Source organism: Yersinia frederiksenii ATCC 33641 (assembly GCF_000754805.1).
GTDB lineage: Bacteria > Pseudomonadota > Gammaproteobacteria > Enterobacterales > Enterobacteriaceae > Yersinia > Yersinia frederiksenii.
The window spans coordinates 3680312-3705162 of sequence record NZ_KN150731.1 but is presented as its reverse complement, the minus strand read 5'-3'; the positions used below and the strand labels follow the sequence as shown (position 1 = coordinate 3705162).

Genomic DNA, 24851 nt, shown 5'->3' with positions numbered 1-24851 from the left:
TCAGTCAGCCAACATCAGAATTCGGGCCACCAGTTGGGAGAAACTCAACCCTGACTCGCGTGCAGCCATCGGCACTAAACTGTGGCTGGTCATACCCGGAGAAGTATTCACTTCAAGCAGATAGAAACGGCCATCGCTGTCTTGCATGACATCAACCCGCCCCCAGCCACTACAACCCAGCGCCTGATAAGCCTGTAATGCCAATTCTGCCAACTGTTGTTCCAACTCGGCACTCAAGCCACTTGGGCAGAAGTACTGGGTCTCGTCAGACAGATATTTCGCTTCATAATCATAAAACACGCCGGGAGCCTGAATCCGAATAGACGGTAAAACTTCGTCACCCAGAATAGCGACCGTGAATTCCGGCCCGCTCAACCATTTCTCAATCAATACATCTGTATCATGGCGAAAAGCTTCAACCAAGGCAGCCTGCAACTCACTGGCTTGGTCAACCTTGCTCATCCCGACACTCGAGCCTTCGTGGCTGGGCTTAACAATTAAGGGCAGGCCAAGCTTAGCGACACATGCCGACAATTCCTCTGACGAAAGTGTTTCAAACTGTTGACGATTTAGTGCGACATAAGGCGAAATCGGCAAATCTGAAGCTTGCCACACCAATTTAGTGCGTAATTTGTCCATCGTCAGCGCTGAAGCCATCACGCCGCTGCCGGTATAAGGCAGTTGCAAAAACTCCAACACACCTTGCAGCGTACCGTCTTCACCGCCACGGCCATGCAGAGCGATAAAGACTTTATCAAAACCCTGTTCTTTCAGCTGAGTGACGGGAGAGTCTTTAGTATCAACGCCATGAGCATCAATACCCGCTTCTCTTAAGCCCGCTAAAACAGCCTGACCTGAAAGCAATGACACTTCACGTTCAGCAGAGGTGCCACCCAGCAGTACCGCGACTTTCTCAGCCATGATGTTCCTCGTCTTTTCTCTGTGGCTGCAATTTAAGCTCAGCCAATTTACGGGCAACTTTACCAATGTTGCCTGCGCCCTGAACCAGAATTAGGTCATTACCATTCAGCACTTGCGCCAATACTTCGGGTACGGTCTCGCTGTCTGAAACCAAAATCGGGTCCAACTTGCCACGATTACGAATGGTACGGCACAACGACCGGCTATCAGCCCCTGGGATCGGCGGCTCACCGGCGGCATACACATCCAGCATCAGTAAAACATCAACCTGCGATAACACATTGGCAAAATCGTCATACAGATCACGAGTACGGGTATAACGGTGCGGCTGGAAAACCATCACGATACGTTTATCCGGCCAGCCCGCGCGCGCCGCTTTAACTGTGGCATCCACTTCTGTCGGATGATGACCATAGTCATCGACCAACATCACGCTACCCTCTTTGCCGTTAACCGGTGCCAGTGGGAAGTTACCAAGAAAATCAAAACGGCGACCTGTTCCCTGGAATCCTGCCAGCGCGCGCAGGATGTCATCGTCTGCAATACCTTCTTCGGTTGCCACCGCCACCGCCGCTGCCGCATTTAGTGCGTTATGGCGGCCCGGTGCATTCAAGGTCACTGTCATTAACGGCTTATCCAGACGCTTCAGGGTAAAGTGCCCCTGCGGACCGTCCTGACGATAGCTGGCAATCTGCACATCAGCGTCATCGCTGAAGCCGTAAGTGGTGATATGGCGGCCCACGCGCGGTAATAACTCACGCACCACAGGGTCATCGATACACATTACGGCACGGCCATAAAACGGTAAGTTGTGCAAAAAATTAATAAATGTCTGTTTTAAATTCTCAAAGTCGCCCTGATAGGTATCCATATGGTCGGCTTCGATATTGGTGACAATCGCCACCATCGGCTGTAAATGTAAGAATGACGCATCACTCTCATCAGCTTCCGCAATCAGGTAACGGCTGGAACCCAGACGAGCATGGGTACCGGCAGCTTTCACCAAACCACCATTAACAAACGTTGGATCCAGACCCGCTTCAGCATAAATACTGGAGACCATTGCTGTGGTGGTTGTCTTACCGTGTGTGCCTGCAACTGCAATCCCATGGCGATAACGCATCAATTCTGCCAACATCTCTGCACGGCGGATCACTGGAATACGTGCCTCGCGAGCGGCAACAATTTCCGGGTTGTCCGCAGAAATTGCGGTCGAAACCACGACCACACTGGCATCCAATACATTTTCTGGACGGTGGTGGAAATAAATCTGTGCGCCCAATGAAGCCAAATGCTGAGTTACCGGGTTGGGTGCCAAATCTGAACCGCTAATCTGATAACCTTCGTTTGCCAACACTTCAGCGATACCACCCATGCCAGCACCACCGATGCCAACAAAGTGAATGTGCCGGACGCGACGCATCTCGGGCACGATAGTACGTAGTTTCGCCAATTGTTGTGTATTCACGTTTCTCTTCACTTTTTTATCTGTTGCATATTCACAGCCCGCATTAACTGCCAGCCATTCATTATCTATTTTACTTACTGGCGGCAACCACTTCGGCGGCCACACGTTCAGTTGCATCAGGAATGGCTACCTGTCTTGCCTGCTCAGCCATCGCCAATAAAGTGTCGCGGTCCCACTGTGCGAGTAGGTTACTCACGGCCTGCGCAGTAAACTGTGGTTGCTCAATAATTTTGGCTGCGCCCGCCTTCTCTAGCGGTAGTGCATTCCAATATTGCTGCCGGTCTTTATGCTGAAAAGGCACAAAAATCGCCGGTAACCCTGCGGCTGCCACTTCACTGACTGTCAAAGCACCGGAGCGACAGACCACCACATCAGCCCAAGCATAAGCCGCAGCCATATCATCGATAAACTCGACAATCTGATGTTTACCGCCCTGCCCTGCTTGCTGGTAAGCTTCTAATACATCTGGTAAAGCGCCTTTCCCCACTTGATGCCAGACAGTAATCTGCTCACCCAGTGTGGCAGCAACTTGTGGCAGAGTTTGGTTCAGTACCCGCGCACCCTGGCTACCACCGATAACGAGCACACGAATCGGCCCTTCACGGCCACTGAGGCGCTCAGCTGGTAATGGCAATGCTAATACGTCGGTTCGAACCGGATTCCCTACCACCTCTGCATGAGGAAATGCGCCTGGGAATGCCTGTAAAACCTTTTTCGCGATTTTGGCTAGCCAGCGGTTAGTCAAACCCGCAATCCCGTTTTGCTCATGCAGAACCACCGGGATACCACATAGCCACGCAGCCAAACCACCTGGGCCAGATACATAACCGCCCATCCCCAGCACCACATCTGGCTGGTAATCACGCATGATTTTCTTCGCCTGACACACCGCGCGATAAATGCGCACTGGGGCAGTCAACTGGGCCATCAGCCCCTTACCACGTAAACCAGAAATCTGAATGAAATCAATTTCAATGCCGTGCTTGGGTACCAATGACGCTTCCATTCTGTCTGCGGTGCCTAACCAACGCACCTGCCAGCCTTGCGCTATTAGATGATGTGCAACGGCCAAACCGGGAAAGACATGTCCCCCAGTGCCACCCGCCATCACCATTAAACGCTTGGTCTTGCCACTCATCTGGCACTCCTTACAAACGCTTGGGCTTTTGCCAAACGTGTTTCAAAATCAATACGTAACAACAGCACTATCGCGGTTGACATAATAATCAGGCTCGAACCACCGTAACTTATCAGTGGTAATGTCAAACCTTTGGTTGGCAACATCCCGGCAGCAGCCCCAACGTTAACCAGCGCCTGAAAGCTAAACCAGATGCCAATCGAACAGGCTAAAAAGCCAGAAAATCGCTGATCTATCTCTAATGCGCGGCGCCCAATGGACATAGCACGAAAAGCGACGAAGAATACCATTAACAATGCAAGAACCACACCGAAATACCCGAGTTCCTCACCTAAAATCGAGAAAATAAAGTCGGTATGCGCTTCCGGCAAATACTCTAATTTCTGCACCGAGTTCCCCAGTCCTTGTCCCCATAACTCACCGCGACCAAACGCCATCAGTGATTGGGTTAGCTGGTAACCACTGCCGAACGGATCAGCCCATGGGTTCCAGAAGGATGTCACACGGCGCATACGGTATGGTTCGGCAACAATCAACAAACACACGGCAAAGACACCGGAGCCAATGATGGCCAGAAACTGCCACATTTTTGCTCCCGCGAGGAACAACATCGCCAGCGTAGTGACAAACAGCACCACCACGGTACCTAGGTCAGGCTGAGCCAATAGTAATACCGCCAGAATAACCATCACGCCCATCGGTTTGCAGAAGCCCCAAAAGTTACTGCGGACCTCTTCAACTTTGCGCACCAGATAGCTGGCCAGATAGCAAAACAGTGACAGCTTGGAGAGCTCCGCAGGCTGAATACGCAGTGGCCCCAGTGCAATCCAGCGGGATGCCCCGTTTACCGAACTCCCCACCACTAATACAACCAACAGCATCACTATTGAAATCAATAACATAATATTACTGTAGCGCTGCCAGATTTCCATCGGGATACGTAGAGTTACCAACGACAAACCGAATGCTAACGTCAGATATAATGCATCACGCTTGGCAAACAGGAACGGGTCACTGGCCAGACGCTGACCAATTGGCATTGACGCAGAGGTCACCATCACGAAACCGATAATCGCCAAACCGAATGTCAGCCACAGCAAGGTTCTGTCGTAAAGCACCATACTGGTGGTATCGCTCTCCCGCGATCCCATCACAAAATGCTTTAGGGTATTAAACAGCCCCAGCCCCGGCATGCGCATCAGCCCAACTCCTCTGCCAAACGAGCAAATTCATCACCGCGCTGCTCAAAGCTGCGGAACTGGTCCAAACTGGCGCAAGCTGGTGAGAGTAAAACCATATCTCCCGGCGCTAAATTTTTTGCCAGTAGCACCATGGCCTGTTCCATTGTCTCTGTCAGTTGCGAGACTTCAGGACGAAGTTCAGCCAGTTGCTCACCGTCACGACCAAAGCAATAAATCTTGATATGCTCGCCTTGCAAGAAGCGAGTCAAACCAGAGAAATCAGCGGATTTGCCGTCGCCACCCAGCAACAGATGCAAAGTGCCATCGACCTGTAATCCATCCAGTGCCGCTTCGGTGCTACCCACATTGGTGGCTTTGGAATCATTAATCCAACGCACACCATTGTGCTCGAACACCAATTGGAAACGGTGTGGCAGGCCAGTAAAGGTCGTCAATGCTTTCAAACTTGATGAGCGCGGAATACCAACAGCGTCAGCCAGCGCGAGGGCTGCCAGTGCATTGGTGTAGTTATGACGCCCACTCAATTTCATCTCTCGGGTATTCAGTACTTTCTCGCCACGTACGCGCAACCAGATTTCGCCCTGTTGCTTATTCAGATGATAATCACCGACATCCACACCAAAACTAATACAGCGGCTATCAGCACCACGTACCGGCATGGTGAGCGCGTCATCGGCATTCACGACACAAACTTTAGCGTTTTCATAAACCCGCAGTTTGGCTGCACGATATTGCTGCAAACCGAATGGATAACGGTCAGTGTGATCTTCCGTGACGTTCAGTATGGTGGCAGCGCTAGCCCGTAAACTGGAGGTCGTTTCTAACTGGAAGCTGGACAGCTCCAACACCACCAGTTGGTTTTCTTGTTTCAATAGCGTGAGAGCCGGGACACCGATGTTGCCGCCAACACCAACCTGCCAGCCAGCTGCTTTTGCCATCTCGCCAACCAGCGTGGTCACAGTACTTTTACCGTTAGAGCCGGTAATGGCGACCACGGGGGCTTGATTCTCACGACAGAACAGCTCGATATCACCGACAATCTCGATACCGGCATCCGCCGCATCACTCAACGCGGGATGCGCCAGAGCAATGCCGGGGCTGGCAACAATCAAATCAGCCTCTAGCAACCACTGCTGATTGAGATCACCTACATGGCGCTCGACACTTTCAGCGAGCTTATCCAGGCCCGGAGGATTGATACGGGTATCCATAACACGCGGTGTAACACCACGAGCCATAAAGAAATCAACGCAGGAAAGGCCGGTTAGCCCTAGCCCGATAATGACGACTTTTTTACCCTGATAATCAACCATAATTACCGCACCTTCAGCGTCGCCAGGCCAATCAGCACCAGCATCAGCGAAATAATCCAGAAGCGCACAATCACCCGTGGTTCTGGCCAGCCTTTAAGTTCGTAATGGTGGTGAATCGGGGCCATGCGGAAAATTCGCTGCCCACGTAACTTAAAGGAGCCGACTTGCAAGATTACCGACAGCGTTTCAACCACAAATACTCCGCCCATAATCACTAATAAGAACTCTTGGCGCAGCAATACCGCAATAGTGCCCAGCGCACCGCCCAATGCCAACGAGCCAACATCGCCCATAAATACTTGGGCTGGATAGGTGTTAAACCACAAGAAGCCTAAACCGGCCCCGACAATCGCGGTGCAGACAATGACCAGTTCGCCAGCGTGGCGTAAATAAGGAATATGCAGATATGCCGCGAAGTTCACGTTACCCGTCGCCCAGGCCACCAATGCAAAACCACCCGCGACGAAAACCGTTGGCATTATTGCCAGCCCATCCAGCCCGTCAGTCAAGTTGACCGCGTTACTGGTACCTACAATCACGAAGTAAGCTAGCAGGATATAGAGCAGCCCCAACTGCGGCATGATGTCTTTAAAGAAGGGCACCACCAGCTCGGTTGCCGGGGTATCTTTACCAATACTGTACATAGCGAAGGCAGCCGCCAGCGCAATCACTGACTGCCAGAAATACTTCCAGCGAGCAATCAGACCTTTAGTGTCTTTACGCACCACTTTGCGATAGTCATCAATAAAGCCGACAATCCCATAACCGACAAGAATGAACAACACACACCAGACATAAGGATTAGAGGGATAAGCCCACATTAGAACTGAAATAGTGATGGAGAACAGAATCATCAGGCCGCCCATGGTTGGCGTACCGCGCTTGCTGAAGTGAGACTCTGGCCCATCATTACGTACAACCTGACCAATCTGTAATTTCTGCAAGTAAGAAATCAGGTGCGGCCCCATCCACAATGAAATCACTAATGCCGTCAACAGACTAACAATGGCGCGGAACGTCAAATAAGAAAAGACGTTAAAGCCTGAGTAAAATTTTACTAAGTATTCAGCCAACCAAACTAACATGATGCCTTCTCCTGTAACGCACGCACGACATTTTCCATGGCGGCGCTACGTGAACCTTTAATTAAAACAGTGATAACCGGATGTTCGAGCAGCAATTCACTCACACGGGTGACTATTGCACTCTTATCCTGAAAATGTTCGCCACATTCGCTTGCATCACTCAGAGCCAGGCTCAAGGTGCCAACACTCAGCACTTTATCAACGCCAGCTTGTTTTGCCGCTTCACCCACCTGACGGTGGCAATCGACTGCGGTATCGCCCAGTTCAGCCATATCGCCGACCACCATCACCCGATAGCCCGGCATCTCAGCCAGCACTTGGGCTGCGGCAGTCATCGAACCCACATTGGCGTTGTAGCTGTCATCCAGCAGCAACTTACCTGCGGCGAGTTGAATGGGGAATAAGCGGCCCGGAACAGCCTGTAGCTGAGTCAGCCCTTGACGGACGGCGGCTAAATCAGCGCCAACTGACATGGCTAACGCCGCGGCGGCTAACGCATTGGCAATGTTATGTCGCCCCGGCAAAGGCAATTCAATATCCACAATGCCGAAGGGGGAATGCAGAATGAAATACGTCGTTTGTGGCGTAATACGCACGTCACTGGCATAGAAATCGATATCTTCTGCGGCATGGGGTGAAAAACGCCAGACTCGTTTGTTATGCAAAGTTTCCTGCCAATGCGGCCAGTCGTGGCTATCAGCATTGATAATTGCAGTACCGTTTGCAGGCAATCCGGCAAAAATCTCACCTTTAGCTTGCGCGACACCCGCCAATGAGCCAAATCCTTCCAGATGTGCGGCAGATAAGTTGTTTACCAAGGCACTTTCCGGGCGGCTTAAATCTGTGGTGTAGGCAATTTCACCCACATGATTGGCACCCAACTCAATGACCGCGAAGTCATGTTCTGGCGTCAAACGCAGCAGAGTCAGTGGCACGCCGATGTCATTATTGAAGTTACCGGCGGTATACAGCACATTGCCACATTGGCGCAAAATCGCCGCAACCATTTCTTTTACTGAGGTTTTACCTGATGAGCCGGTTAATGCAACCACCCGAGCTGGCACTTGCTGGCGTACCCAGGCAGCAAATTGCCCCAATGCCAGACGAGTGTCTTTAACCACTAATTGTGGAGCCCCCACCAGTAAGCGTTTACTTACCAGCAAAGCTCCGGCTCCAGCGGCAACAGCATCTTCTGCAAAGTCATGTCCATCAAAACGCTCGCCTTTTAGCGCAACAAACAAACACCCCGCAGTGACCTGACGGGTATCAATGGTCACTTCAGTGATATCGACGTTATCGTGCGCTTTATCGCCCATAACATATTCAGCGTTAAGCAGCGTGGACAAAAAATGCAGGGAGACCTTAATCATGCCATCACCCCCAACAAGCGGGCGACAGTGACACGATCGGAGTAATCCAGACGGCGGTTTCCCACTAATTGATAATCTTCATGTCCTTTACCCGCAATGACCACCACATCGTCTTCTTTGGCTTGCATAATGGCGCTGGTGACGGCCTCGGCACGGCCATGAATGGCCTGCGCATGCCCAGCATCCAACAAGCCACTGAGAATATCAGCCACAATCGCCTGTGGCTCTTCGCTGCGTGGGTTATCGTCGGTGACCACGACACGGTCAGCCAGTTGTTCCGCGATACCGCCCATAAGTGGGCGCTTACCTTTGTCTCGATCGCCACCGCAACCGAATACACACCACAGTTGACCTTTACAATGTAAACGAGCTGCCGCCAATGCTTTTTCCAACGCATCTGGAGTGTGGGCATAATCCACCACCACCGTCGGTTTACCCGGCGCGTTAAACACTTCCATCCGCCCACACACCGGCAGCAACTGAGGTGCAGCAGCTAATAGCTGGGCCAGCGGGTAACCCAGAGAAAGCAATGTTGACAGTGCCACCAACAGATTACTGACGTTGAATGCCCCCATCAGGCGGCTTTCGAATTGACCTTGGCCCCAGCTTGAATCAAAGGAGATGCTGGCACCGTTGTCGTGATAGTCGACCTGAGTGGCCGATAACCACGGGCCTTTCCAGCCAGCGGGAACATTGTTTTCCATGCTGACAGCAACAGCTTGCGGCAACTGGCTTAACCAGCGGCGGCCCACTTCATCATCAGCATTAATAATTTTGTGTTCAGATTGATGGGTAGAGAACAGCAGCCATTTCGCCGCTTCGTAACTCGCCATATTGCCGTGGTAATCCAGATGGTCGCGGCTCAAGTTAGTGAACACTGCGGCAGCAAACGGCAATGCAGCAACACGGTTTTGAATCAAACCGTGGGAAGAAACTTCCATCGCCGCAAAAGTGGCACCCTGGTCAACCAAGTTTCGCAATAAATGCTGGATATCTACGGCTGAGCCCGTGGTATTTTCCGTTGGGATAACTTGCCCCAACAAACCATTACCCACAGTTCCCATCACCGCACTGGTTTCGCCCAGCGCCTGACCCCACTGCGCCAACAGTTGGGTGGTGGTGGTTTTGCCGTTAGTTCCGGTCACGCCAACCAAACGTAATGCCGCACCCGGCTGATGGTAAAACTGCCCCGCTAATTTGGATAAGTGTTGATTCAAATTACGCAGATAAATAACCGGAACACCATGCATCTCAGCCATACTAGCATCAGGTGCGACACCATCAGCTTCAGCGACCACTGCCGCCACACCTTGTGCGATGGCTTGTGGGATATAACGACGCCCATCCGTTTGGTGGCCGACAACAGCGACAAACAAATCCCCGGCAGCGGCAACACGGCTGTCTAATGTCATTTCCCGTAGCGCACGCTCCGGGACGTCTAGCCCCCAAGGAGCGAGTAAGTCGCGCAAGTTACGATCTGCCACCTGAACCCTCTTTTGTATTAATCACTAATTCGCTTTTATCACCAGTGGGTAATGCATCTGGCTCAATGTTCATGGTGCGTAATACGCCGCCCATGATGGCACCAAACACCGGTGCAGAAACCGCACCACCGTAATATTTCCCTGCCTGCGGGTCATTGATGACCACAACCAGAGCAAATCTAGGGTTACTCGCGGGCGCTACGCCAGCGGTGTAAGCGAGGTATCGGTCGATATATTTACCATCTGGCCCGACTTTTTTGGCTGTACCGGTTTTGATGGCAATCCGGTAGCCTTTGATGGCAGCTTTGGTGCCCCCGCCGCCAGGTAATGCCACGCTTTCCATCATATGAACCACGGTACGTACCAGCGGTTCAGGGAAGACGCGTTCACCTGCCACTGGCGGGTCAACTTTGGTTATCGACAGCGGGCGATAAATCCCCATGCTGCCGATGGTTGCATAGACTCGCGCTAGTTGTAACGGTGTTACCATTAGCCCGTAGCCGAAAGAGAAGGTGGCCCTCTCTATGTCAGACCACCGTTGTTTTTTAGGATATAAGCCACTGCTTTCTCCGACCAACCCCAAATTGGTCGCTTTCCCAAACCCAAACCTTGAGTAAGTATCTACCAAGGCTGAGGATGGCATCGCTAACGCCAGCTTAGAAACACCGACGTTACTCGACTTCTGCAAGATCCCGGTCACGGATAGCTCTGCGTAACGGGCCACGTCTTTAATTTGGTGACCGTTTACAAAGTACGGCAAGGTATTCAGCACGCTGTTTTCTTTCACTACGCCATGCTGCAATGCCGTCATTACTACCATTGGCTTAACTGTCGAGCCGGGTTCAAAAATATCGGTTATTGCCCGGTTACGCATGGCGTCTTTCGGGGTACCGGTTAAGTTATTCGGGTTATACGATGGGCTGTTCGCCATCGCCAGCACTTCGCCAGTATTAACATCAACCAGCACTGCGGTACCCGATTCAGCCTTGTTGAAGGCGACGGCATTGTTCAGTTCGCGATATACCAGCGCCTGTAAGCGCTCATCGACGCTCAACACCAGATTGTGCGCCGCCTGACTATCTACCGAGGAGATGTCCTCAATGACGCGGCCATAGCGATCTTTACGTACCGTACGCTCGCCAGGTTGCCCAGTAAGCCAGCGGTCAAAACTTTTTTCTACACCTTCAATACCTTGGCTGTCGATGTTGGTCACACCGATGATATGCGCCATCACCTGACCTGCCGGATAGTAACGGCGAGATTCCTGACGCAAATAAATACCGGGTAATTTCAGCTTGTGGATGTAGTCGCCTATCGCGGGGTTAACCTGACGAGCCAGATAGACAAAACGCCCTTTCGGGTTGGCATTAATGCGGGTAGCCAGTTGATCCAGCGGGATTTCCAGAGCATCCGACAGAGCTTTCCAGCGAGTATCTAGCGTAATCCCACCGCGTTCGATTAGCTCTTTCGGATCGGCCCAAACCGCATTCACCGGAACACTAACAGCCAAAGGACGACCGGAACGATCACTTATCATGCCACGAGCCGTCGGCACTTCCTGTACCCGCAGTGAGCGCATATCTCCCTCACGCACCAGCCTATCGGGGTTAATCACTTGCAGATAGGCGGTACGCAGCATCAACCCAACCAATGCCAGCAAAATACAGCCGCACAGCAACGCAAAACGCCAGCTTACAAAGCTGGCTTGTTCTTCTTGGCGCTTTAACTTCCCGGGGCGCGCTGCTTTCATGCGTTACCTTGGCTACTACGAGTCATGGTGGCGACAAATTCCTTTATTTATTAGAAAAACCTATTGCTGAACCACAATATTTTCTTGTGATGGATCAACATGTTGCATTTTCAGCTTGTCGGTTGCGATACTTTCGACACGGCTGTGGTCACCCAAGGCATTTTCTTCCAGAATCAAGTTGCGCCATTCAATATCCAGCGCATCCCGCTCCAGTACCAACTGCTCACGTTCTGCAGTCAGCAAACGTGTACGGTGGGCAGTGGTCACAACAAAAATGGCCGACACCAACACCGCAGTCAGTAGAATCAATGGGATTTTCGCATTACGGAGTAAATCCCCGCCGATAACCCCCACCAGACCGTGGCGTTCGTTGCCTATCACGCTTTAAGCCTCTCGGCAAAACGCAATACCGAGCTGCGCGCGCGTGGGTTTTCAGCCACTTCGGCATCCGGGGGCATCATCTTGCCGACAGATTTCAAGCTGCGCCCACCCATGCTACGTAACTGTGCTTCCGTCAATGGCAGCCCCGCTGGAACCTGCGGGCCCCGACTGTGATGACGAATAAAGTTTTTCACAATACGGTCTTCAAGAGAGTGGAAACTGATAACAGACAAACGGCCTTCAGGTGCCAAAACTTCAAGTGCACCATCAAGTGCACGCTCTATCTCTTCCAATTCACTGTTGATATAGATGCGGATAGCCTGGAAGCTTCGCGTTGCCGGATGCTTGTGTTTTTCACGGAATGGGCTGGCGTTAGCGATCAAATCAGCCAGTTCTTTGGTGCGAGTCATAGGCTGTGTGAGGTTACGCTCAACAATAGCCTTGGCTAAACGTTTAGCAAAACGCTCTTCACCAAAGGTTTTCAGCACCCACGCGATATCATCGGCGCTCGCTTTCATTAGCCAGTCGGCAGCAGATAACCCACGGGTTGGGTCCATCCGCATATCCAACGGCCCGTCACGCATGAAAGAAAATCCGCGTTCAGGATCATCCAATTGAGGCGATGAAACGCCCAGATCCAACAGCACGCCGTCAATACGACCGACTAAATCCAGTTCCCGCACATAATGCGCCAAATCAGAAAAGGGACCGTGCACGATAGAAAACCGTGGGTCTGTAATAGATTTTGCAGCTTCAATAGCTTGTGGGTCACGATCAATTGCTATCAAGCGCCCTTCTGGCCCAAGTTGGGACAAAATCAGACGCGAGTGGCCACCACGGCCAAAAGTTCCGTCAATATAGATACCGTTATCACGGATGTTCAGGCCATTAACCGCCTCATCCAGTAATACGCTTGTATGTTTGTAGTTGTTATCAACCACGTTTTTATCATCTACCATGCTTATAGCGATAAGTCCTGTAGCCGCTCAGATAAAGGTTCCTGAGTGGACTGTTCTGCGTCAATATCATCCTTGACTTGTTGATACCAGGTCTGTTCATCCCACAGTTCAAACTTATTGAACTGTCCAACCAGCATCACTTCTTTATTCAGCCCGGCGTGTTGACGCAATGTTCCCGCAATCAATAAGCGCCCAGCGCCATCCATCTGACATTCACTGGCATGCCCTAACAGCAAACGCTGAACTCGACGTTCAGCTGGGTTCATGCTCGACAGCTTGGATAGCTTTTGTTCAATGATTTCCCACTCAGGAAGTGGATAAAGCAACAGGCATGGTTGGTGAAGGTCTATAGTACAGACCATCTGCCCTTGCGATTCCTCGTTCAGCAAATCCCGATAACGGGTAGGTACGGCAAGCCGCCCTTTGCTGTCGAGGTTAACCATCGTTGCCCCACGAAACATGACTGAGTTACCTCTTCATGACCCAATTCGCCACTTTATCCCACAAATCCCCACATTAAAGAGTTTACGGATGGTATGAAAACCTTGTCAAGCCAGAGCGGATGCGCTTTGACAATATTTATGGGCTGTTTTTGAGATATATCTCGTATAAGAGGCTATTTTCGCGGTTGGAATAGAAATTAACGTCATGATAAACGGGCTATTTTTCCGCCAGTAATTCCAGCAACTTAAATAAATAATAAATTGTCAATTAATTGACCCATTATTTCCTTCTGCAAGGAATGTCTCATTTCTAGTATGAAAATTGTACGGTTCAAAATTAGACAGCCCGAGCACAAAACCCGCGGAAACTGGCGTTTCCTAAGGAAGAGCTGAGGATAACGACCGCAAAAACCACGTCAATACAATAATACCCTTTGGAACAATGAGTGTTACTGATGGGACATTTTACTTCAATTAACCGGTTGGGATTAATCTATTTTGAAATAAATTATTGAGACATATTTCCGAGCATCACTGAAATATGAATATCTTCAGACAGATAAATCTTAAATTAGGAAAATACTGCAAATTAGTATTTTTCTTACCTGTTATTTTAAATTTGGCTTAAGCGAAGCAGTTTTCCTCAGTTAGCGCACAAGGAAACGTAACATTTTGTTTTTAAATAAAAAAGGCTTACATCACCATTTAAAAAACCACGAAAAGCTCAATTCCTTGCAGTACAAAGTATAAAAATCAGGCAAATGTTAAAAATAAAAATTTTAAGCTGGTTATATTACAAACAATAGCACTGTAAACTACACAAAAAGCAATATCACAATACAATCACCTGCAAGTTAAATGATGAGCAATACATAAACCCTATCATTAATTTCAATGCTAGGCGATTTAACAGATTTTTCCCCCAATTAGGGAGTTAATGACAATGTTTTCAACTGGGTCCCGTCTGCGTAGTGCCGCAGCCGATACTTTTGCGCTCGTGGTGTATTGTTTTGTCATCGGCATGCTAATTGAAATAGTGATTTCAGGAATGACATTCCAGCAGTCGCTCTCTTCTCGGCTGGTCTCAATTCCAGTCAACATCCTGATTGCCTGGCCTTACGGTGTGTATCGGGATGCATTCATCCGTTTTGCCCAGCGCCATGCGGGTGAGCATTTTTGGGCGAAGAATCTGGCCGACTTACTGGCTTATGTCACTTTTCAGTCGCCAGTTTATGCCATGATTTTATGGTCTGTTGGGGCGGATATAGAACAGATAACCACAGCGGTTACCAGTAATGCTTTGGTTTCAATGGCAATGGGCGTGGCTTATGGTTACTTTTTGGAATACTGCCGCAGGCTGTTCCGCGTCGCGGGCTATGTCTGATATTCCCTTCATCTTTGTATGAGGGAACAAAAATATATCCAGACCAAAACAATCAGGGCGCTTAGTGCGCCCTGATTCGTTATGAAACTCGTTTTACTGTCTATTTTCGGCTTAAACTACCGCGCCGGAACAGATTACGCCGAATTCGGGTCAGCCCCGGTTTTGGCTTATGCGGCTCATCCAAACTGGCTAATACTAGCTCCAACACTCGTTCGGCAACATCCCGATGACGTTGCGCCACAGCCAGCACTGGACACTCAAGGAAATCCAACAGTTCGTTATCACCAAAAGTGGCAATCGCCAGATTACTCGGCAGACGCCCATTTTGTTTTAAAGTGACATCCATAACGCCCTGTAATAGCTGGAATGAGGTGGTGAACAATGCCTGCGGCATTGGGTGAGTCTTCAACCATTCGGCGAACAGTGCACCGGCAGCCTCGCGCTCATAGCTATTGGCATACAGGTAATCCACTTTGCGTGGGTCATCTTTCCACGCTTCACGGAACCCCATCTCCCGCAAGAAGCTAACTGACAGCTCGGGTAATGCCCCCAGATACAATATGGACTCCGCGGGGAAAGAACGTAGTTCTTGCGCCAACATCAGGGCATCTTCTTGATCCGCCCCTACGACACTGATGAAATGCTCCCGATCAAGCGCGCGATCCAAGGCAATGATTGGCAACGGATCATTGGCCCAGCGCTGGTAGAAAGGGTGCTCTGGCGGTAAAGCCGTGGAAACAATAATGGCGTCAACCTGGCGCTGCAACAAGTGCTCAATACAGCGCATTTCATTATCTGGCTGGTCTTCAGAACAGGCAATCAGCAGCTGGTAACCACGCTGACGAGCCTGACGTTCCAGATAATTAGCAATTCGGGTGTAGCTGGTATTTTCCAGGTCGGGGATCACCAAACCGATCGAGCGAGTTCTACCCGCGCGCAGTCCTGCCGCAACAGCATTTGGGTGATAGTTATGTTCCCTAACAACCGCCATAACTTTGTCTACTGTTTTATCGCTGACCCGGTACTGTTTCGCTTTGCCATTAATGACATAACTGGCCGTTGTGCGCGAAACACCCGCAAGGCGCGCGATTTCATCCAGTTTCACATTATCCCCTTATAAACCTAAAAAAATGATGTTGTAGGCTAGACCAACTGATATACCGAATGAACGTCATCTCGCAGAAAGGCAGCAAACGAGAAAATCCCGATAAACTTACATTAAGTAAATCATTCCGGTACCCGAGAGCAACCAACCATCAGCAACTTGAAAAATGTCGGTATAGACATAGTTTAACCATGGATATGATCTAACAGCAGAACTCACTATTGAGCAACCGCTTTAACTGTCATATAACGCTATACAGGTTAAAAAATAAGAAAAAAAAAGCTCAACATACCTGCTGAGCCTGATAATTGGAGATTAGCCAGTATTAATCACCATGGTTAACGCATGATTTTGTCACCACGAGACACACCGACAATACCGGAGCGAGCAACCTCAACAATTTCGGCCACTTCCCGCACAGCATTTAAGAATGCATCGAGTTTGTCGCTCGTACCGGCAAGTTGGACGGTATAAAGCGTGGCGGTAACATCAACAATCTGCCCACGGAAGATTTCAGCGCAGCGCTTCACTTCCTCACGCCCGTAACCGCTAGCCTGTAGTTTCACCAGCATGATTTCGCGCTCAACGTGTGAGCCAGAAACCAATTCACTGACACGTAACACATCCACCAGCTTATGCAGCTGTTTTTCAATCTGTTCCAGAACTTTGGCGTCACCCACGGTTTGAATAGTCATGCGAGACAGTGTTGGATCGTCGGTCGGCGCAACCGTCAAACTTTCAATGTTATAACCGCGCTGAGAAAACAGGCCTACCACTCTTGATAAGGCCCCTGATTCGTTTTCCAGCAGAACTGATAAAATCCGGCGGCGCATAATTATGTCCTCTCCGTTTTACTAAGCCACATTTCGTCCATGCCACCACCGCGAATCTGCATCGGGTAAACATGCTCGGTTTCATCGACAGTCACATCCACAAATACCAGACGATTGGTCTCGGATAATTGTGTCAATGCCTCGGCGAGTTTGCTTTCCAACTCATCCGGCGTGCGGATAGAAACACCAATATGGCCATAGGCTTCTGCCAATTTGACGAAATCAGGTAGAGAATCCATATAAGATTGTGAATGTCGACCCGAATAGATCATATCCTGCCACTGTTTCACCATACCGAGGTAACGGTTATTCAGATTCAGAACCAATACCGGCAAGTTATATTGCAGAGCGGTAGACAATTCCTGGATATTCATCTGGATGCTACCATCCCCCGTGACACAAACCACCGTTTCATCCGGGAGAGCCAATTTCACCCCCAAAGCTGCCGGTAAACCAAAGCCCATAGTGCCAAGTCCACCTGAATTGATCCAACGGCGCGGTTTATCAAATGGATAATAAAGTGCCGCGAACATCTGATGTTGGCCAACATCAGATGTGACGTATGCATCACCTTTCGTCAGGCGGTGCAGTGTTTCAATCACCGCTTGTGGTTTGATTTTGCCACTGTCTTTGCTGTAACTCAGGCAATCACGGGCGCGCCACTGTTCAATGGATTGCCACCAGTCACGTAAGCTATCAAAATCTTGTACGCAATCAATTTGAGACAGCAGATCTAACATCTGCGTCAGTACTTGCTTGGCATCGCCAACAATCGGGATATCCGCCGTAACGGTTTTGGATATTGAAGTTGGGTCGATATCAATGTGCAATACAGTCGCATCCGGGCAATACTTCGCCAAATTATTGGTGGTACGGTCATCAAAGCGCACACCAACAGCAAAAATAAGGTCGGTATTATGCATGGCCATATTGGCTTCAAACGTCCCATGCATCCCCAGCATGCCAACACTTTGGCGATGTGTTCCGGGGAAAGCGCCCAATCCCATCAAAGAACTGGTCACAGGTAAATTAAGCTGCTCAGCCAGTGTCAGTAACTCCGCATGACAGGCTGAGTTAATCGCTCCACCACCGACATACATGATAGGTTTTTTCGCGGCCAGAATGGTTTGCAACGCGCGTTTGATCTGCCCGCGATGGCCCTGCACCGTCGGATTATATGAGCGCAGGCTAACCTGGTCAGGATAGGCATAAGGCATTTTTACCGCAGGGCCAACAATATCTTTCGGTAAGTCGATAACCACCGGGCCTGGGCGGCCAGTAGAGGCCAGATAGAAAGCTTTTTTCAATACACTCGGAATATCTTCGGTACGTTTGACCAGAAAGCTGTGTTTGACGACCGGGCGGGAGATACCCACCATGTCACATTCCTGGAAAGCATCGTAGCCAATGAGTGAGCTCGGTACCTGACCAGAAAGCACCACCATGGGCACTGAATCCATATAGGCCGTCGCAATACCGGTAATCGCATTGGTTGCACCGGGGCCAGACGTCACCAGCACTACGCCCACTTCGCCAGTGGCTCGCGCATAACCATCGGCCATGTGAACCGCACCTTGTTCGTGGCGTACCAGCACGTGATCGATGCCTCCGACCGTGTGCAGGGCATCGTAGATATCAAGTACGGCCCCGCCGGGATAACCGAATACATGCTTAACGCCCTGATCGATTAACGATCGGACCACCATCTCGGCTCCTGACAACATCTCCATGGGTTTTGCCTCCAGACTTAGTTTGCTCATTGGATAACGGGAAATCATTTCCACGCGATCCTGTAGGAAAGGCACGACGCCCCATATTCCTATTCTTTGTTATAGTTCGAATGTTTATTAACGTAACTAACTTATTAACATAACGTCAGAATTTCTGGCAGGCAAACAGCAATTCTCTGCACTAAAGGCAATCTTGCACCACACCCACTGAATTTTCCCACTTCACAAAAATAAAACACTACCCAGATGGATATAATCTTGTTCTTCACACCGTAGCGGTCGCTAATTATAGAACTAAATCAGGCTAAGGGTTTTTACACCTTGGTTACAGTAAAACGGTAACAACTACACAGAAAGAGGTAAGAATTAGGCGGATTGCTCAGAAAGGCAGCGACGGTGCATATCGTCAGACCGATACATGCCGTCGCCGTTAACATGTGAATAGATTAATCGCGGTACATAGAGTCAATTTCATTCTGATAACGCTGGAGAATGATTTTACGGCGTAATTTCATGGTTGGCGTTAGCTCGCCGGTTTCCATAGTAAATGCCTGTGGCAAGAGGGTAAAACGCTTCACTTGCTCGAATTTCGCCAACTCTTTTTGCATATCTTTTAGCCGCTGTTCGAACAAAGCGACAATATGGCTATGACGCAATAGCTCTAATCTGTCGTGATATTTCAGATTTATCGAGCGGGCGTACTCTTCCAGTGATTCGAAACACGGAACAATCAGCGCCGAAACAAACTTGCGGGTATCAGCAATAATGGCGATCTGCTCGATAAAACGATCCTGACCCAGCGTGCCCTCGATCATTTGCGGCGCAATGTATTTCCCACCAGAAGTTTTCATTAGATCTTTCAAGCGCTCGGTGATGAACAAATTACCCTGAGTATCCAATGCACCCGCATCACCGGTTTTGAGCCAACCATCTTCGGTGAAGGATTCTGCTGTCTCTTGTGGCTTATTAAAATAGCCGCGCATCACAATCTGGCCGCGTACCTGAATTTCGTTTTCGGCCCCAAGACGCACCTCAATCCCTGGTAATGGTTTACCAATAGACCCAAAGCAGAAGTCTTTTTCTTCCCAGCAAGAGACCGTGGCACAAGTTTCAGTCATGCCGTAGCCGTATTTAATATTGATACCAATAGACTGGAAAAACAGAATGATATTGTCATCTAATCGCGCGCCAGCTGCCGGTAAGAAGCGCACTTTGCCACCCAATATCCCGCGCAACTTGCTCAATACCAGACGGTCTGCCAGCTTATACATCTGCCTGGAAAGCGGTGACAATGTTTGCCCATTTTGCAGACTTTGGAACTGGCGCTCACTACACCCAATAGCCCAACGGAACAACAGGCGGCGATGCCATTTTGCTAACGCAACTTTGTCATGGATGGCACTGAAAACTTTCTCGTAAAAGCGGGGAACCGCACACATGACGGTTGGTTTTGTGGCCTGCATCGCTGCACGCACCCAATCAGTGTTGCTGATATACACATTTTGCGCACCGGTATGCATCACATAGAAACTCCAGGCCCGTTCAAACACATGAGATAATGGCAGGAAGCTCAGAGAAACATCTTCTGTTGTCAGGGTTAGGCGCTGGTCATGCAAATAGAGTTGGGCTGCCATATTACGGTAATCCAACATCACACCTTTAGGCTCACCCGTAGTCCCAGAAGTATAAATCAGCGTGAATAAATCGTTTAAATCACAGCTTTCGATTCGTGCGGTTAAAAGATGCTGCTGTACTTCATCGGGCTGCTGCTCGAAATCGGCCAAATGCTGTGCATATTCACAACCACACAGATCTACTGCCGGATCTAACACAATAATATGAGTCAATTGCGGACATAACGTTTTTAACGTGATGGCAATATTAAATTGAGTTTGCCCGCCAACAAATAAAATACGTACATCGGCATCATTAATTACATAAGCGGCCTGAGCTACGGTATTGGTGGCATACAACGGCACACTCACGCCGCGCAATTGTAAAATGGCTAAGTCAGCCAATGACCAGGCCATACTGTTATTGGCAAAAATCCCAATACGCTCTTGGATTGCTGCGCCCAACGCTAACAGCGCTGCTGAAATCCGCGTGACATGAGTGTCAACTTGTCGCCAGTTCAGTTGCTTTTCGCCTTCTGGAGACCATTCACGAAAAGCAATATGGTCAGTTCTCTGGTCTATTTGTTGGCGCAAACGGCGCACAAGGTGATATTGGTCTAATGTGGGGATCATAAAATTGCCGCTCGCTATATACCCTTTATCTTTCAAGTCACAAGTGCGGTAGTGGTGCTCAGTAACTTAGCCCTTCCCTGCATCATGAAATCCATCGGGTATAGATTATTCATTAAGTGGACCGCTACTTTTTACCTATTAGCATTCAGCTTACATGCGTTCACTTTTTTTCGCGCAGTCTACCCACTCTATCGGTTATGGCAAATAAAATTCAGCGTAGAAGTGTGAGCTGAAATCGATTTTGATGAAAAACACAGCAATTGGGAGCAATGAGGAAGGAGTTAAAGTAGATAATCGTTTTTTGCCGAATGGGATAGAAAACAAATAATAAATCCAATGCTGAATTCAGATTAAGTTCTTGCCTGCTACTGATCAAAATACGATTTCAGTAGCAGGACTTAACAAAAAATTAAGACGAAATACTAAGTTGGCTGAGTTGCTCTTTCATCCACTGATGTCCCTTATCCCTATCGGTAGATTCGTGCCAAGTGAGATAGCATGGACGACATGTTTCTTCCCAAGGTAGCGGGATCATTTTTATATTAAGGGTTTCACTGTATATTTGAGCTAACCAGCGGGGGGCGATTGCGACAAAGCAAGTTTGAGATACGATATTCAGTATGCTATTCATATCCGTACTTTCGTAAGCAATAGTTTGAGCATTTATGGCGGAGGCATAATAGAGTTCACTAAAAGAACCTACTTTATCTAATGATACTACCGCATGTAACTCTGCAAGGAGTTGCTCTTGAGTAATTAAATTATCAATACGCGGGTGATCTTTAGCAACAACCAAAACTGACTCATCATTCGAGAGCGATATATCATGAAAATCGGGACGTTCGAACTTGGTATAGCCTATAACAAATTCGGTTTCTTGATAACGTAATTGATGTTCAATATTTTCATTAAGATAAGACTTGATAATGAGCTGAACATGAGGTGCTGATTGTTTAACACGCTGTATAATTTGCGCAGTCAGCCTGATATCTAATGGACTACAAATAGATAAATTAAATATTCTCCCACTGTTTTTGGCTTCAAACCCCGCGCCTGGTAACTCATTTTGTACTAATTGCAAAGCCTGTCGAACTGGGCCAAAAAGTTGACGCGCTCTAGCGGTAGGCTGAATACCTCTGCCATAACGGACAAATAGTTCATCATTAAACATCACTTTTAGGCGAGCAACCGCATTACTGACGGCCGGTTGAGACATGCCAAGTGACTGTGCTGCGCGTGTCACATTATGCATTTGCATCACAGCATCGAAAACAGTTAATAAATTGAGGTCGACACTGCGTAAATGAACATCATTGCCTTCCTTTTTAGTGACTTGATTGTCGGTTACTAAGTTGTGTTCAAACATGCTTAACTCCACTAAGCTTTATGCAGATGGCGTGATTAATAAAAAACCTCACAGATACTTATTGTGACTTCAAAATATCTTTGAATACTTATTATTAATGATGCCAATATTCTCTTTAATACCTCGACGAGGTAAAATCGAGTCTCATCCTTGTATAAGTGTGAAATATAAACCACACTCAATGCATTTGGTGATTCAGTCAACACCCATAGATAAAAATATAAACAAGAAAAATATGCAAAGTATTTTGCATCATAAATATAACCAATTTACATTATCAATACCAAGACGGCACATCATAAGCATCAATAATAAGACTCACGATATGATCACATCACAAGATGAGAAGATTAACAACTATGGCATTAATGAATAATAAATTCTTCATTTAAAACTTACCAACCCTTAATTACATTTAAAAGAACACAAATAAAATCAAATATCTCATTTTATTTAATTATAATTAGCGACAAAAACTATAAAGCATAAAAATAAAGAATGAAATTGGCTACTAAGGAAAAATAATTAATATATAAATATATTGTATGTATAAATTAAAATAAAATCTCCTGTTGTTCATCTGTCTAACGATTAATCTATAAAGGCTATTGTTTTCCGCCCTTCGATAAAGCTGAGGGCAAATCTTCTAACAGAGTCATCAACAGGAAGTAAACAGTCTACGGGTTCATAAAGTCGTTAAAAAGCACAATAATCCATATTCCGAGCATTATACCAAACAAAGCAAAATCAACCGCTTGATTATTTAGAATTAAATACTAAAAATTTTAACTTTTAAGACTTTTATGCCACTCCATGGAATCAAGTCTCTACCAAACCAGTTGAACACGCCATTTTAAACAAATATTGACATACCCATAGAATTCACGTATCAATTTAGGCAACGCAATAATTTAACTGATGAGAAACTGAAAAATTATGTTCTACTCAACCCGTCTACTAGGCCTACTACTTAACGCATCTCTCTTGCGCGGTATGTTGGTGGACGGAAATCAGAACTGATTCAGTCATCAAGATTAACAAGCCCGCGCAAATGCGCGGGTTTTTTTTTACCCGCAAAGCGCAAATGTAAACACGACAAGGAATATCCAATGAGCCAACAAGTCATTATTTTCGACACAACATTGCGTGACGGTGAACAAGCATTGCAAGCCAGCCTGAGTGTAAAAGAGAAGCTGCAAATCGCGCTGGCACTGGAGAGAATGGGTGTCGATATAATGGAAGTCGGCTTCCCGGTTTCCTCCCCTGGCGATTTTGAGTCAGTACGCACCATTGCCCAGCAAGTCAAAAATAGTCGGGTTTGCGCTCTGGCACGCTGTGTCGACAAAGATATTGATGTGGCTGCTGAAGCTTTGCGCATCGCCGAAGCATTCCGTATTCACGTGTTCTTGGCGACCTCTACCTTACATATCGAATCCAAGTTAAAGCGCTCGTTTGACGATGTATTGGCAATGGCCGTGCATTCAGTGAAGCGCGCTCGTAACTATACCAATGACGTAGAGTTTTCCTGTGAAGATGCTGGCCGTACGCCGATTGATAACTTGTGCCGCATCGTAGAGGCTGCGATCAATGCCGGTGCTACAACCATCAATATCCCTGATACCGTAGGCTACACCACACCATATCAGTTCGGTGGAATCATCACCGACTTGTATGAACGAGTGCCAAATATCGATAAAGCCATTATCTCCGTCCATTGTCATGACGATTTAGGTATGTCGGTCGCCAACTCCATTACCGCGGTACAAGCAGGGGCTCGTCAGGTTGAAGGGACGATTAATGGCTTAGGTGAGCGCGCCGGTAACTGCTCACTGGAAGAAGTGATCATGGCAATTAAAGTGCGCGAAAACATGTTGGGCGTGCATACCAACATCAATCATCAAGAGATTTATCGCACCAGCCAATTGGTCAGTAAATTATGCAATATGCCAATACCGGCTAACAAAGCCATTGTCGGTAGCAATGCTTTCGCTCACTCATCCGGTATTCATCAGGATGGTGTACTGAAAAATCGCGAAAACTACGAAATCATGACCCCAGAATCTATTGGCCTGAAAGGTGTGCAGTTGAACCTGACTTCACGCTCTGGCCGTGCGGCAGTCAAACACCGCATGGAAGAAATGGGTTATCAAGATAAAGATTACAATTTGGACTCCCTGTATGACGCGTTCTTGAAGCTGGCGGATAAAAAAGGTCAAGTCTTTGATTATGATTTAGAAGCATTAGCTTTCATTAATAAGCAGCAGGAAGAGCCGGAACATTACCGTTTGGACTATTTCAGTGTCCAATCGGGTTCCAGTGTCATGGCGACGGCATCAGTCAAATTGGTGTGTGGTGAAGAGATCAAATCAGAAGCTGCCACAGGTAATGGCCCGGTTGACGCGGTGTATCAAGCAATCAACCGTATTACCGACTACCCGATTGAACTGGTGAAATATCAACTGTCTGCCAATGGTCAGGGTAAAGACGCATTGGGCCAGGTTGATATCGTGGTTGACCATAAAGGCCGCCGTTTCCATGGTGTCGGCCTGGCAACTGATATTGTCGAGTCATCAGCCAAAGCATTGGTTAACGTATTAAATAACATCTGGCGCGCTCATCAGGTAGAAATCGAGAAGCAGCGTCTGCAACAAAATAATCAGGAAATGGTGTGAA

19 protein-coding genes are annotated in these 24851 nt (G+C 48.3%); 2 read left to right on the top strand and 17 right to left on the bottom strand.

Annotation, left to right across the window (positions count from 1 at the left end):
• From DJ58_RS05440 to mraZ, 12 genes are all read right to left on the bottom strand, one after another.
• Complete coding sequence (locus DJ58_RS05440; protein ID WP_032909959.1) at positions 1-921, bottom strand: D-alanine--D-alanine ligase; 921 nt, start codon at positions 919-921, stop codon at positions 1-3.
• On the bottom strand, positions 914-2389 hold the full coding sequence (gene murC, locus DJ58_RS05445; protein ID WP_004706191.1) for a UDP-N-acetylmuramate--L-alanine ligase: 1476 nt from the start codon (positions 2387-2389) through the stop codon (positions 914-916). Before murC ends, DJ58_RS05440 begins: the two co-directional genes overlap by 8 nt.
• A 70-nt stretch (positions 2390-2459) precedes the next feature.
• A complete protein-coding gene (gene murG, locus DJ58_RS05450; protein WP_032909958.1) occupies positions 2460-3527 on the bottom strand; it encodes an undecaprenyldiphospho-muramoylpentapeptide beta-N-acetylglucosaminyltransferase in 1068 nt (355 codons plus the stop codon).
• A complete protein-coding gene (gene ftsW, locus DJ58_RS05455) occupies positions 3524-4726 on the bottom strand; it encodes a cell division protein FtsW (RefSeq protein WP_032909957.1) in 1203 nt (400 codons plus the stop codon). Before ftsW ends, murG begins: the two co-directional genes overlap by 4 nt.
• Entirely contained in the window at positions 4726-6042 is a 1317-nt protein-coding gene (murD, locus tag DJ58_RS05460) for a UDP-N-acetylmuramoyl-L-alanine--D-glutamate ligase (RefSeq protein WP_004706187.1), read from the bottom strand. Before murD ends, ftsW begins: the two co-directional genes overlap by 1 nt.
• A 2-nt stretch (positions 6043-6044) precedes the next feature.
• Positions 6045-7127, bottom strand: a complete 1083-nt coding sequence (gene mraY, locus DJ58_RS05465; protein WP_032909956.1) for a phospho-N-acetylmuramoyl-pentapeptide-transferase — start codon at positions 7125-7127, stop codon at positions 6045-6047.
• A complete protein-coding gene (gene murF / locus DJ58_RS05470) occupies positions 7121-8497 on the bottom strand; it encodes a UDP-N-acetylmuramoyl-tripeptide--D-alanyl-D-alanine ligase (RefSeq protein ID WP_032909953.1) in 1377 nt (458 codons plus the stop codon). The genes mraY and murF overlap by 7 nt, the downstream gene beginning before the upstream one ends.
• Complete coding sequence (gene murE / locus DJ58_RS05475) at positions 8494-9981, bottom strand: UDP-N-acetylmuramoyl-L-alanyl-D-glutamate--2,6-diaminopimelate ligase (protein WP_032909951.1); 1488 nt, start codon at positions 9979-9981, stop codon at positions 8494-8496. Before murE ends, murF begins: the two co-directional genes overlap by 4 nt.
• On the bottom strand, positions 9968-11731 hold the full coding sequence (locus tag DJ58_RS05480; protein ID WP_004706180.1) for a peptidoglycan glycosyltransferase FtsI: 1764 nt from the start codon (positions 11729-11731) through the stop codon (positions 9968-9970). The genes murE and DJ58_RS05480 overlap by 14 nt, the downstream gene beginning before the upstream one ends.
• A 60-nt stretch (positions 11732-11791) precedes the next feature.
• Positions 11792-12112, bottom strand: a complete 321-nt coding sequence (ftsL, locus tag DJ58_RS05485; protein ID WP_032909949.1) for a cell division protein FtsL — start codon at positions 12110-12112, stop codon at positions 11792-11794.
• Entirely contained in the window at positions 12109-13071 is a 963-nt protein-coding gene (gene rsmH / locus DJ58_RS05490; protein ID WP_004706176.1) for a 16S rRNA (cytosine(1402)-N(4))-methyltransferase RsmH, read from the bottom strand. The genes ftsL and rsmH overlap by 4 nt, the downstream gene beginning before the upstream one ends.
• A gap of 2 nt (positions 13072-13073) precedes the next feature.
• Entirely contained in the window at positions 13074-13532 is a 459-nt protein-coding gene (gene mraZ / locus DJ58_RS05495; protein ID WP_004706174.1) for a division/cell wall cluster transcriptional repressor MraZ, read from the bottom strand.
• 925 nt (positions 13533-14457) lie between these two features.
• Between mraZ and DJ58_RS05500 the strand changes: the two genes are divergently transcribed.
• Positions 14458-14898, top strand: coding sequence for an L-alanine exporter AlaE (locus DJ58_RS05500; protein ID WP_004706172.1), 441 nt, complete (start codon positions 14458-14460; stop codon positions 14896-14898).
• A gap of 100 nt (positions 14899-14998) precedes the next feature.
• Here DJ58_RS05500 and cra read toward each other — a convergent pair whose 3' ends face one another.
• The 5 genes from cra to leuO form a co-directional block, all read right to left on the bottom strand.
• Positions 14999-16003, bottom strand: a complete 1005-nt coding sequence (gene cra, locus DJ58_RS05505) for a catabolite repressor/activator (RefSeq protein ID WP_004706170.1) — start codon at positions 16001-16003, stop codon at positions 14999-15001.
• Positions 16004-16341: 338 nt separating this feature from the next.
• Positions 16342-16836 (bottom strand): acetolactate synthase small subunit, encoded by a 495-nt coding sequence (gene ilvN / locus DJ58_RS05510; protein ID WP_004388986.1) that lies wholly within the window; start codon positions 16834-16836, stop codon positions 16342-16344.
• Positions 16837-16838: 2 nt separating this feature from the next.
• Complete coding sequence (gene ilvI, locus DJ58_RS05515; RefSeq protein ID WP_032910058.1) at positions 16839-18566, bottom strand: acetolactate synthase 3 large subunit; 1728 nt, start codon at positions 18564-18566, stop codon at positions 16839-16841.
• A gap of 446 nt (positions 18567-19012) precedes the next feature.
• Positions 19013-20812: an AMP-dependent synthetase/ligase gene (locus tag DJ58_RS05520; RefSeq protein WP_004706165.1), complete on the bottom strand. Its 1800-nt coding sequence runs from the start codon at positions 20810-20812 to the stop codon at positions 19013-19015.
• Between the two features lie 409 nt (positions 20813-21221).
• Positions 21222-22178 (bottom strand): transcriptional regulator LeuO, encoded by a 957-nt coding sequence (gene leuO / locus DJ58_RS05525; RefSeq protein WP_004706163.1) that lies wholly within the window; start codon positions 22176-22178, stop codon positions 21222-21224.
• 1109 nt (positions 22179-23287) lie between these two features.
• Between leuO and leuA the strand changes: the two genes are divergently transcribed.
• Positions 23288-24850, top strand: a complete 1563-nt coding sequence (leuA, locus tag DJ58_RS05530; RefSeq protein ID WP_004706159.1) for a 2-isopropylmalate synthase — start codon at positions 23288-23290, stop codon at positions 24848-24850.
• Position 24851: the final 1 nt, after the last annotated feature.

What these genes read in the sequence shown, in the direction of transcription:
- mraZ (WP_004706174.1), bottom strand. Translation starts at nt 13,532, where the DNA reads ATGTTTCGTGGGGCAACGATGGTTAACCTCGACAGCAAAGGGCGGCTT.
- DJ58_RS05480 (WP_004706180.1), bottom strand. Translation starts at nt 11,731, where the DNA reads ATGAAAGCAGCGCGCCCCGGGAAGTTAAAGCGCCAAGAAGAACAAGCC.
- ftsW (WP_032909957.1), bottom strand. Translation starts at nt 4,726, where the DNA reads ATGCGCATGCCGGGGCTGGGGCTGTTTAATACCCTAAAGCATTTTGTG.
- murF (WP_032909953.1), bottom strand. Translation starts at nt 8,497, where the DNA reads ATGATTAAGGTCTCCCTGCATTTTTTGTCCACGCTGCTTAACGCTGAA.
- DJ58_RS05440 (WP_032909959.1), bottom strand. Translation starts at nt 921, where the DNA reads ATGGCTGAGAAAGTCGCGGTACTGCTGGGTGGCACCTCTGCTGAACGT.
- ilvN (WP_004388986.1), bottom strand. Translation starts at nt 16,836, where the DNA reads ATGCGCCGCCGGATTTTATCAGTTCTGCTGGAAAACGAATCAGGGGCC.
- murD (WP_004706187.1), bottom strand. Translation starts at nt 6,042, where the DNA reads ATGGTTGATTATCAGGGTAAAAAAGTCGTCATTATCGGGCTAGGGCTA.
- DJ58_RS05500 (WP_004706172.1), top strand. Translation starts at nt 14,458, where the DNA reads ATGTTTTCAACTGGGTCCCGTCTGCGTAGTGCCGCAGCCGATACTTTT.
- mraY (WP_032909956.1), bottom strand. Translation starts at nt 7,127, where the DNA reads ATGTTAGTTTGGTTGGCTGAATACTTAGTAAAATTTTACTCAGGCTTT.
- leuO (WP_004706163.1), bottom strand. Translation starts at nt 22,178, where the DNA reads ATGTTTGAACACAACTTAGTAACCGACAATCAAGTCACTAAAAAGGAA.
- murG (WP_032909958.1), bottom strand. Translation starts at nt 3,527, where the DNA reads ATGAGTGGCAAGACCAAGCGTTTAATGGTGATGGCGGGTGGCACTGGG.
- DJ58_RS05520 (WP_004706165.1), bottom strand. Translation starts at nt 20,812, where the DNA reads ATGATCCCCACATTAGACCAATATCACCTTGTGCGCCGTTTGCGCCAA.
- ilvI (WP_032910058.1), bottom strand. Translation starts at nt 18,566, where the DNA reads ATGGAGATGTTGTCAGGAGCCGAGATGGTGGTCCGATCGTTAATCGAT.
- leuA (WP_004706159.1), top strand. Translation starts at nt 23,288, where the DNA reads ATGAGCCAACAAGTCATTATTTTCGACACAACATTGCGTGACGGTGAA.
- rsmH (WP_004706176.1), bottom strand. Translation starts at nt 13,071, where the DNA reads ATGGTAGATGATAAAAACGTGGTTGATAACAACTACAAACATACAAGC.